The organism is Chamaesiphon sp. OTE_8_metabat_110, from assembly GCF_031382685.1.
In the GTDB taxonomy this organism is placed as follows: domain Bacteria; phylum Cyanobacteriota; class Cyanobacteriia; order Cyanobacteriales; family Chamaesiphonaceae; genus Chamaesiphon.
The window spans coordinates 1-8,764 of the sequence record NZ_JANMZA010000551.1; the positions used below are offsets into that span (position 1 = coordinate 1).

An 8,764-nucleotide genomic window follows, 5' to 3' on the forward strand; every position below is an offset into this window, starting at 1 on the left:
TCGATATCGATATGGATGACCTTGGCATCAGCCGCAAATCCTGCTAAATTACCCGTAACGCGATCGTCAAAGCGCGCGCCGACAGCAATGAGTAAGTCGCAATCGGTAACTGCCCAATTGGCGTAAGCAGTGCCGTGCATCCCCAGCATCCCGACTGAGAGCGGGTGCAGCTCGTTAAAAGCACCTTTCCCCATCAGGGTAGTAGTGACGGGGAGTTGGAACAATTCGGCGAGTTGTTTGATTTCGGCGTGAGCACTGGCAGAAATCGCGCCACCGCCGACGTAGAGCAAGGGCTGACGGCTTTTGGCGATCAGTTGGACTGCTTGATTGATTTGGCGGGGATTGCCGCGAACGGTGGGCTTATAGCCAGGGAGTTTGACATTGCCCGGTGCGACGGGGACGTATTCACACGCCATCGCCCCGATATCTTTGGGGACATCGATCAGTACAACGCCGGGACGACCGGAAGCGGCAATGTAGAAAGCTTCGGCGACAATCCGCGACATGTCGGCAGGGTCGCGGACGACATAAGAATGCTTGACAATCGGTAGGGTGATACCGTAGATATCGGTTTCTTGAAAGGCGTCGGTACCGATCGCATGGCTGGGAACTTGTCCGGTGACAACTACCAAGGGAATTGAGTCCATTTGGGCGGTGGCAATCCCCGTAACGAGGTTGGTGGCTCCGGGGCCAGAAGTAGCAAAACATACCCCCACTTGCCCTGTAGCGCGGGCATAGCCATCGGCAGCATGGGCGGCACCCTGTTCGTGACGGACGAGGATGTGCTTGAGCTTGCCAGCGGCTTCAAAGCGATAAATTTCATCGTAAATGGGCAGGATCGCTCCACCCGGATAGCCAAAAATATGTTCGACACCGTGGCGGTACAGGCTATCGAGGAGCGCATAAGCTCCCGTCTGGGTTTGCGCGATCGCCGAAATGACAGGCAGTGCTGGGATCGTTGCTACTTCAATGACACGTTGAGACACAAATAAACCTCGCGAGTTTAGAATTAAATTATAAATATTTATTTACTGGACTGTCGATCCGGACTAAGGATTGTCCCGATTCATACGGATTCTGGCTATCAATTTGCGATCGGATCCGAGCTTGTGCTAATTGTCTATTATCTATCGATCGACCGATAGTCGCTCGGATCTCGATAAATATATTTATTTTCGGCTGGGTAAATTATGCGATTTGCGCTGTCTAGCTAGTGCGGGATGGCGGCCGATCCTCGGGCGGATCTTTTGTCAGTCCACCCCACAAATCTTAGGGTGCGTTATCCTGCACAAGTAACACACCCTACGCTTCAACACTTCTAAACTTAGGGCATCGATTCTGGTTCGATCCGCACGATTTTCCCTGGGAGAGGCTCTGCAAATGATTTACCGCCTACATTGAGCCAATGTTCCCGATATAACAATTCTAGCTGATTGCCAGCACCGCGAAATAACTTCACTTGATTGAAGATCAGTCCTTGAAATAGGCGATAAAAAGCCAAACTGAAGATCGCCACTACCATCCCAGCCGCTGTCGTGATCAATGATTCGCTAATCCCAAGTGTCACATTCGAGGCAGATGAAGTACCGAGATCGCCAAGTTTAATTCCACTCAATGACCGAATCAAACCCAATACAGTTCCGAGCAATCCGAGTAATGGTGACAAGGCAATGACTGACTCCAGCGTCTTGTCACCTCTGCGCATCAGCGCGATCTCATCTTCTGCGGAGGCTTCGAGTGCGAGCTTAAATGTCTCGGGATCGGGATTTGTCCGCTTGAGCGGAGAGTAGAGAAATCGCCCGATTGGCTTACGATTGCGCTCTTGCTTGGCAATCTGAGCGGCGGTGTCCCATTCGTCATTGGCACCAGCTTCAAGCACGCGTTCGACGAGTTCTTCCTCTCTCCTAGTGGTTTTAAACCAAAACCACAGCCGTTCTAGAATAGTCGCTAAGGATAAAATCGATAGCCCAAACAACGGCCACATTACCGGGCCACCTTTTTCAAACAGTTCTCTAGCATCCATAATTGAATAGTTGGGAGTTAAGTTTTCATCACAGGCGGTTAAACCTCGAATCAGAGTCAATTATTGCAGCTAATTGACGCGCGAGCGATTGGTAGTCAATCTCTAGTAACATTGCTCGATCGCTGAAGATCTGGTTAGCTATTTGTCTTCGCCTGAATCTACAGTAGCATCAACGTGGGTTCGACTTAGATGTCATGAAGTTAGGAAGAGGGAAGAGGGGAGAGGTAATGGGTAATGGGTAATGGGTAAAAGGTAAGAGGTAAGAGGTAAAAGGTAAGAGGTAATGGGTAAAAGGTAATGGGTAAAAGGTAAAAGGTAATGGGTAAAAGGTAAAACCTAAAAAATAGCTTCTACACATAGCTTCTTAAATGTGGTTGTGATGATCCGATCGCGATCGACTCCAAGCAACCATTAACCTAGCTTACAATGGGTTTCGCCCCCCAACTCGATCCAGCCGCGAATCAGACCCGAAGTAGACTGCGCCGCCGCGCAGCGTCCCGCCGCATCGATGACAATTGCCCCACCGTTCCCATTGACCTTTGCGACCAAATAATCGATTCCCGCCTGTGCCGCAGCTTGAGCATCCATGCCCCGAAACTGGACGAAATCAGAAATCGTCTTCGCAAACACCGTCCGCAAAAACTGTTCGCCGTAGCCCGTTGCTGACACCGCACAGGTGTCATTATCAGCAAACACTCCCGCACCGACGATCGGTGTATCGCCAACGCGTCCCCACCGTTTATTTACCAGTCCACCCGTAGATGTCGCCGCCGCGAGATTGCCATGAATATCGCGGGCTACTGCTCCGATTGTCCCTAACTTCTGAGACGGCTTAACTCGTTCGTGGTCTAATGTCATGCCCCCAACTACCTGCACTTCGGCTAGCTGCTTGATTCGCGCCTCGGTAATAAAGTAATCATCCGGGTAAGTTTCGATCTGACAAAATTTTGCAAACTCTAAGGCACCATCGCCCATCAGCAGCACATGTTCGCCATGCTCCAGTACCCGCCGCGCTAGCGAAATCGGATTTTTGATATTTCGCAAACAAGCCACCGCGCCCGCCCGCAAATCGCGTCCATCCATCAATGCGGCATCCATCTCCACTTTACCATCGGCATTGAGCACCGAACCTTTGCCCGCGTTGTAAAGCTTATCGTCTTCGAGCAGGCTAGCGCAATATTCCACCACATCCAAGGCACTATCGCCCCGTTCTAAGCGTTCGCGCCCCCGTTCTAAAATTGCGGTGATACTCGCGTGAAATGTTGCTTCGCTGGCTTCGTGTTTGAGATCTTCTAAGGCACCAGCACCACCATGAATCATTAATGAGTAGGACATAAATTAGTGGATAGTGGGTAGTGAATAGTTAAGAGTGGATAGATCGAACGTTACTTGCTATACTTGTACCAATAGTTGTACGAGTATAGCATGAAAGTTGTTTCCTTCAGTGAAGCCAGAAATAGCCTCAAGACGGTGCTCGATCGAGTAGTGGCAGATGCCGATTATACGATCGTCACTCGCCGCGATGCTGAAGACGTAGTGGTGATGTCGTTGGAATCATTTAATAGTCTGATGGAGACAGTACATTTATTAAAGTCTCCCGCAAATGCAGCCCATTTAGAACGATCGATCGCCCAATTCAAGCAAGGAAAAGCGGTAGTACGCGACTTGCTAGATGACTAGACTGACTTGGACTGATGAGGCTTGGGATGATTATCTTTATTGGCAAGGGCAGGATAAAAAGACGCTCAAAAGAATTAATAAACTAATCGAGGCAATGATGCGCGAACCATTTAAGGGCATCGGTAAACCAGAACCCTTGCGTGAGAATTTAGCTGGTTTTTGGTCGCGGCGGATTGATGACACAAATCGGTTGGTTTATGCAATGGAAGATAAATATTTGACGATTATTTCTTGTCGATATCACTATACTAATTGACAACTACATTTAGAGGTATTTATGGTATTAACAGTAAAAGATGCAATAGAACAAGAAAAAAATCTATCTGAATTTATTCCTTTTGTAGAAATAGCAATTCAAGTAAAACAACTGCCTTTTCATCATCAAGTTGCTTTTTTCTGCTCTTGTTGTGAAAGAATGCTGCCAATATGGACACTTATTGATGGTTGTGATGATTCACTCGATATGTCTAATCTTCGAGCTACTATGGATGAGTTATGGCAAATTGCTGGAGGCATGGATATACAAGAGCTAGAGATAGAGTCTCTGACTGAAAAAATAGCTACATCTATAGAAGATTACGAATATAATTATTCAAATGATGATGATTGTGAGGAAATACACAAACAAGCTATAAGTTTAGCTACACATGTTTCTGATATGCTAAATCAAGTTGTTGGCTACGTCGTTATTACGCTCTCCGACCCGTTATCCGACAATAAAATTAATTTATTTCTAAAAATATTTGTTACATTAATTTTCACTATATATGAATATCTGGATATTCACTTCTATAGTCTAGATTCGCTCTGGGAATTAAAAAAATCGCGAAAAGACCAGGATGTACTCTTTCTGAATCATCTCTTGACTCAATCAGAACTGAAAAAAGAACAATCAGATCTAAATTTTTTAACACGGACACTAGACTTAACTCCTGAATTGTTATCTGAATTTAGAGCGAAGTCCTGTCCTAATGGAGTTAGTGTTCTGGGTTCTATCGATAAAGTCAGAGCCACTTTATCTTGATTAATAAAGCCTTCTGGTGGTCAAATTCTGTTTTAATCGGTCGAATTAAGGCAGTATTCATATGGCGATAGCTCTCATAATTTATCTTACTCGATCGTTATGCTCGATCGGATATGGTTCCGATTTGCTACAATCTAATTGAGTAGAATCTCGGTAAATTTTGCAAAGCTGGAATGATGTCAAACCATAAAACAACAATACACAGCGCTGAGTCACTGGTCGATGGCAAATCAACAGCTACAAGTTTCTTTGACATGACTGATGAAGAGATCTCCGCTCTAGCCAAACAAGCAACCAGCGCAGCGGTTAAAGACTTACACGCTCGTGGCATTTCCACTTATGGGATGATGAGAGATGGCATCATGTATGAAACAAAGCCTAACGGCGAAAGAGTAGTGGTAGGTTAGGTTGAAGAATGAAACCCAACATATTTAGGGTGTTTATTTTGTGGTATTTGTTTGCCTCCTAGCTGAGAGGCTACGCCTACAATTCTCAACCCAACCTACAATCTCTACTCGAAAATAACTCCCTCATAGGCATCCTCGATCGAGAAAGTCAGATTGATAGATTTCAACTCAACTAAACCCCCTGCTTGGTAGTTGATAATTTGCCAGCTATCTCCATCACTCTTCCGAAACATTTCGATCGCTACTGCATCTGCATCAACTAATACATATTCTTGTAAGCTGGGATTTTGCCGATACATCCTGAATTTATTACCTCGGTCATAAGCTTCTGTGCTGGGAGATAAAACCTCAATGATTAAGCAGGGATAAGTAATGTATTGAGTGGTTGTCTTGTCTCGATCGTTACAAGTAACACTAATGTCGGGATAGACATAATCATTTGATTCGACAATATTCACCCTAGCATCGGAATTCAGCGTCTTACAACCACTGCCTCGCAAATGAGTTTTCAGTAAAATTAATAAATTTCCCGCAATATCACTGTGGTCGATCGTTCCACCACTCATCGTATAAACTTCGCCATTAATATATTCATGGCGACACAGTTGTTGTTCCTCCCAGGCAAAATACTCTTCAGGCGTGAATCGTGGCAAACTTTCTCTTGCAGCAACCATCTTTAAACCTCAAAATAATTTGACTTGCTTAGTATTGGGTTGGTTGAATCTAACTCTCTTCTGCAATATTTTACTCGATCGTCAAGTCGATTTACTGTACTAATATCTTATTGACGATCGAACATTAAAGATAATCTCGATCGCCAGCTCGCCCAAAATTATTCGGCACTGAGATCGCTAGGAATCAGTTCTTCCAAAATACGAAACCGAATGTGGTTGATAGCGAGATCGCCCATCGAGAGATGCTCTGGCTTGTCAGCAGCCTTCATTTTTTCAAATGAGATCCCTTTGCCGATTTCGGTGTGATACCAGGCTAAACCCATGAAAAACCGCTGGGGATATGGCCCCCGTTCGATCGTGTCGTCCATATTGGATTCCATTGGCAGCCAGCCGATACCGGGCACGTAAAACTCCAACCAGACATGGTTAAAATCGGGCTGAAGGGGCTGGTAGACTCGATCGGGATAGGCAGGACATTTATACCGTCCGATCGTCCTACAGGCAATGCCATTGAGGCGGGCGAGGGCGAGTAAGACGCCAACGTATTCGCCACAGGAGCCAACGCCGCGTGCGAGGGCGACATCGGGGGTATCGATCCGGGGTTGGATGCCGTAGGAGAGTCTATCGTAGACATAGTTACGGATTTTGAGCATCTTCCGCAGGACGTTTGTCTCGGTTCCGGCGGCTTCTTGGGCGGCTTGGATCATCGTGTCGGTATCCATCGCCAGATCGTCGTCATCGACTAAATATTGGGCTAGCTCGGGTGGGAGGGTGTGGTTGTCCTCGATGTCGTCAGGAGCGAGGGAATATTTGAGTCCGTACATTTCGATAATTGCTTTCCAGCCATGTAGTCCCCCTTGGTTGGGATCGAGTCTATCGAATTTAAATACGGCGACTTTTTGTCCCGCTTGCTCTTCGATCGTATATTCACAGCCGATGGCTTCGATATGGCGCACGCGTTGGCGCAGGGTATTCGAGGGGAGGGCAATTCGCCACTCGACTTGGTTGAGGGTGATGGCTTCGAGGGGAAGGAGTTCTTCGACGTAGGATAGTTCGATCGCGAAGCCATTAGAGAGGGTATAGTGGGCGCTCGGATTGTGGTGAAGATAGAGAGGGTGGATGAAGGTGCGATCGCGAAATGTCAGTTGATACGGCGATTTGGCGTTGGGGTCGTCGCGAATATAGGGTTCTTCATCGGCGTAAACGACATAGCAAGTTGGCTCGGCTCCGGCGGCTGGATAAAAGGCGATGCCTGTCGGGGAGCTAAATGGGGTGAGGGCGCTAAATTGAATCGCTCCGGTAGCACGGTCTAAACAATAGACGGTCTGCTCGGCTCGATCGCATACCCACAGTGCATCTTGGTGAATGCTGAGGGTTTCACAACCAACGCCGGGTTGCGGGATCTTGCCCTGCAACTCGCCAGTGGTGCGATCGAAAATGTGAATATAGCCAGATTTCTGGCAACTGACATACACTAGCGAGTCGCAGATTGCCACGCCAGTAACTGGATAGGGCAACCGCGTAAATGTAGTTGGTGTCAGGGTTTGGCGGTTGCACCACATGACTTCTTGACCTTTGGCAAACCACAACGTATCTTCCCAGATCGTCAATCCAGTCACCCCAATCCACTCTGAAACCTGACGCGGATTGAGAATAGTCGTATTGTTAGTCTGTGGATCGATACTTACCAGATAGCCCCGCACCGTGTCCACTGCGAGGAGATGTTCTCCAGCTACTGACAGTCCTGAGAGGGCATACACGCCGATCGGTCGAATGGTAGAATGCGATAGTTGAGGATAGGAGGACATGCCTTCAGGCTTAAGCATAAATCGATGGCTCAAGATATTTACGTTTAGTATATCTCTCCAGCTCGACACAGATTTAAATCGATTTTTTAGCCAGCAAAATCAATTATGGGATTTTGTTATTAGTGATACATTTTGCTATCTCACCTATGAATAGGATGAAGAGAGTAAATTGCGCGATGTGCTACTAAATCCCGTCTCACTTACCCTCCCGACACCCCTCGTTCATCATCATTGCGACAAAGGACATACCCGATCGTGAAAGTTATTTATGACCCAGACAAGGATATTTTACAGATTACATTTGTCGAAATGACCGTTGAAGAAACGGCTCAAATCGCCCCTGGACTGGTAATAGATTATGACGTAGATGGCAATACGATCGGGTTGGAAATTGCTAAGGCATCTACGAAGGTAGATAGTCCTTATGCTATTTCCTATCTCGTTGGCGCAGCTAATTTCGATAAACCCAGACCGAAAGAAAAAGATTGCTAATGTTCTTAAAAATCGTCAAACTACATCACCGAACTTCAGCACGGCCATCGGTTGCAGCGTCAGCAGTTGGCTCTCGACTATCGCCCGAGTTATCTCTGTGACTGGCGCTCAGTCATTTTCCCAACATTCTGCCCCAACAAGATCGATAATTCGACCGCGCAACACATAGTCATATGTATTCAAGATGTGTTCGACATCTTGCCATTGCCGATCGCCGAAAAACCGTTTGAGTTCGGAGATTCGCTGTTGCCGATCGACCGATCCACGCGCAACTAATGCCCGAACTTCATCTTGAAACTCACTCAGACAATATCGCTCTAGCGTAACCATAATTTGATGCTCCTGTAGGGTTGAGGATTACAAGGTTTACCGACAAGCCATACTTCTTATAGTAGCATTATTCTCTGGATATAGCTCTATTGACATCTACCGATCGACACAGCTTTGATTAAAAACCGAGCTTTGCTATCTATCTTTGGGTACATATTATATTTGAAGGATTTTGCGATGCTAGAACACAATTGTTACAATTGATGCACATCGAATGGTAGCGATCCTGTACTAACATCTTACCATCTGTCTCGATCGCTGTATTGTCGTTTTCTTATTCGGCGGCGTTTTATGCGGGGGGAACCCTAGATCTAAAAACGCCGCTG

11 protein-coding genes are annotated in these 8,764 nt (G+C 46.6%); 5 read left to right on the forward strand and 6 right to left on the reverse strand.

The window, feature by feature from the left end; genetic code table 11:
- The 3 genes from RMO52_RS19920 to RMO52_RS19930 form a co-directional block, all read right to left on the reverse strand.
- On the reverse strand, nucleotides 1–947 hold a 947-nt coding region (locus tag RMO52_RS19920; RefSeq protein ID WP_310417763.1), incomplete at its 3' end, for a thiamine pyrophosphate-binding protein.
- Nucleotides 948–1,324: 377 nt separating this feature from the next.
- A complete protein-coding gene (locus RMO52_RS19925) occupies nucleotides 1,325–2,023 on the reverse strand; it encodes a MotA/TolQ/ExbB proton channel family protein (RefSeq protein ID WP_396135061.1) in 699 nt (232 codons plus the stop codon).
- 411 nt (nucleotides 2,024–2,434) lie between these two features.
- Entirely contained in the window at nucleotides 2,435–3,358 is a 924-nt protein-coding gene (locus tag RMO52_RS19930) for an isoaspartyl peptidase/L-asparaginase family protein (protein ID WP_309743023.1), read from the reverse strand.
- 90 nt (nucleotides 3,359–3,448) lie between these two features.
- Here RMO52_RS19930 and RMO52_RS19935 point away from each other — a divergent pair, with 90 nt between their 5' ends.
- From RMO52_RS19935 to RMO52_RS19950, 4 genes are all read left to right on the forward strand, one after another.
- Complete coding sequence (locus RMO52_RS19935; protein WP_309743025.1) at nucleotides 3,449–3,703, forward strand: type II toxin-antitoxin system prevent-host-death family antitoxin; 255 nt, start codon at nucleotides 3,449–3,451, stop codon at nucleotides 3,701–3,703.
- Nucleotides 3,696–3,959 (forward strand): Txe/YoeB family addiction module toxin, encoded by a 264-nt coding sequence (locus RMO52_RS19940; protein ID WP_309743027.1) that lies wholly within the window; start codon nucleotides 3,696–3,698, stop codon nucleotides 3,957–3,959. Before RMO52_RS19935 ends, RMO52_RS19940 begins: the two co-directional genes overlap by 8 nt.
- 21 nt (nucleotides 3,960–3,980) lie before the next feature.
- Nucleotides 3,981–4,727 carry a DUF416 family protein gene (locus tag RMO52_RS19945; protein WP_310417756.1) on the forward strand — a complete coding sequence of 249 codons (747 nt, stop codon included), beginning with the start codon at nucleotides 3,981–3,983 and terminating at the stop codon, nucleotides 4,725–4,727.
- A 173-nt stretch (nucleotides 4,728–4,900) separates the two neighbouring features.
- Nucleotides 4,901–5,134, forward strand: coding sequence for a hypothetical protein (locus RMO52_RS19950; RefSeq protein ID WP_310417760.1), 234 nt, complete (start codon nucleotides 4,901–4,903; stop codon nucleotides 5,132–5,134).
- A 104-nt stretch (nucleotides 5,135–5,238) separates the two neighbouring features.
- Here the strand turns inward: RMO52_RS19950 and RMO52_RS19955 are convergent, their stop codons facing one another.
- Together RMO52_RS19955 and RMO52_RS19960 are read right to left on the reverse strand one after the other, a co-directional pair.
- A complete protein-coding gene (locus tag RMO52_RS19955; protein WP_309740285.1) occupies nucleotides 5,239–5,808 on the reverse strand; it encodes a Uma2 family endonuclease in 570 nt (189 codons plus the stop codon).
- A gap of 158 nt (nucleotides 5,809–5,966) precedes the next feature.
- The gene (locus tag RMO52_RS19960; protein WP_309740286.1) at nucleotides 5,967–7,634 is read right to left on the reverse strand and encodes a transglutaminase-like domain-containing protein; all 1,668 of its coding nucleotides are present in this window, start codon (nucleotides 7,632–7,634) and stop codon (nucleotides 5,967–5,969) included.
- 237 nt (nucleotides 7,635–7,871) lie between these two features.
- On the opposite strand from RMO52_RS19960, the gene RMO52_RS19965 reads away from it, so the two are divergent.
- Nucleotides 7,872–8,108 carry a DUF2283 domain-containing protein gene (locus RMO52_RS19965; RefSeq protein ID WP_309740287.1) on the forward strand — a complete coding sequence of 79 codons (237 nt, stop codon included), beginning with the start codon at nucleotides 7,872–7,874 and terminating at the stop codon, nucleotides 8,106–8,108.
- A gap of 108 nt (nucleotides 8,109–8,216) precedes the next feature.
- Here RMO52_RS19965 and RMO52_RS19970 read toward each other — a convergent pair whose 3' ends face one another.
- Entirely contained in the window at nucleotides 8,217–8,438 is a 222-nt protein-coding gene (locus RMO52_RS19970; RefSeq protein WP_309740288.1) for a DUF4327 family protein, read from the reverse strand.
- Nucleotides 8,439–8,764 lie beyond the last annotated feature (326 nt).

What these genes read in the sequence shown, in the direction of transcription:
- RMO52_RS19925 (WP_396135061.1), bottom strand. Translation starts at nt 2,023, where the DNA reads ATGGATGCTAGAGAACTGTTTGAAAAAGGTGGCCCGGTAATGTGGCCG.
- RMO52_RS19930 (WP_309743023.1), bottom strand. Translation starts at nt 3,358, where the DNA reads ATGTCCTACTCATTAATGATTCATGGTGGTGCTGGTGCCTTAGAAGAT.
- RMO52_RS19935 (WP_309743025.1), top strand. Translation starts at nt 3,449, where the DNA reads ATGAAAGTTGTTTCCTTCAGTGAAGCCAGAAATAGCCTCAAGACGGTG.
- RMO52_RS19940 (WP_309743027.1), top strand. Translation starts at nt 3,696, where the DNA reads ATGACTAGACTGACTTGGACTGATGAGGCTTGGGATGATTATCTTTAT.
- RMO52_RS19945 (WP_310417756.1), top strand. Translation starts at nt 3,981, where the DNA reads ATGGTATTAACAGTAAAAGATGCAATAGAACAAGAAAAAAATCTATCT.
- RMO52_RS19950 (WP_310417760.1), top strand. Translation starts at nt 4,901, where the DNA reads ATGATGTCAAACCATAAAACAACAATACACAGCGCTGAGTCACTGGTC.
- RMO52_RS19955 (WP_309740285.1), bottom strand. Translation starts at nt 5,808, where the DNA reads ATGGTTGCTGCAAGAGAAAGTTTGCCACGATTCACGCCTGAAGAGTAT.
- RMO52_RS19960 (WP_309740286.1), bottom strand. Translation starts at nt 7,634, where the DNA reads ATGCTTAAGCCTGAAGGCATGTCCTCCTATCCTCAACTATCGCATTCT.
- RMO52_RS19970 (WP_309740288.1), bottom strand. Translation starts at nt 8,438, where the DNA reads ATGGTTACGCTAGAGCGATATTGTCTGAGTGAGTTTCAAGATGAAGTT.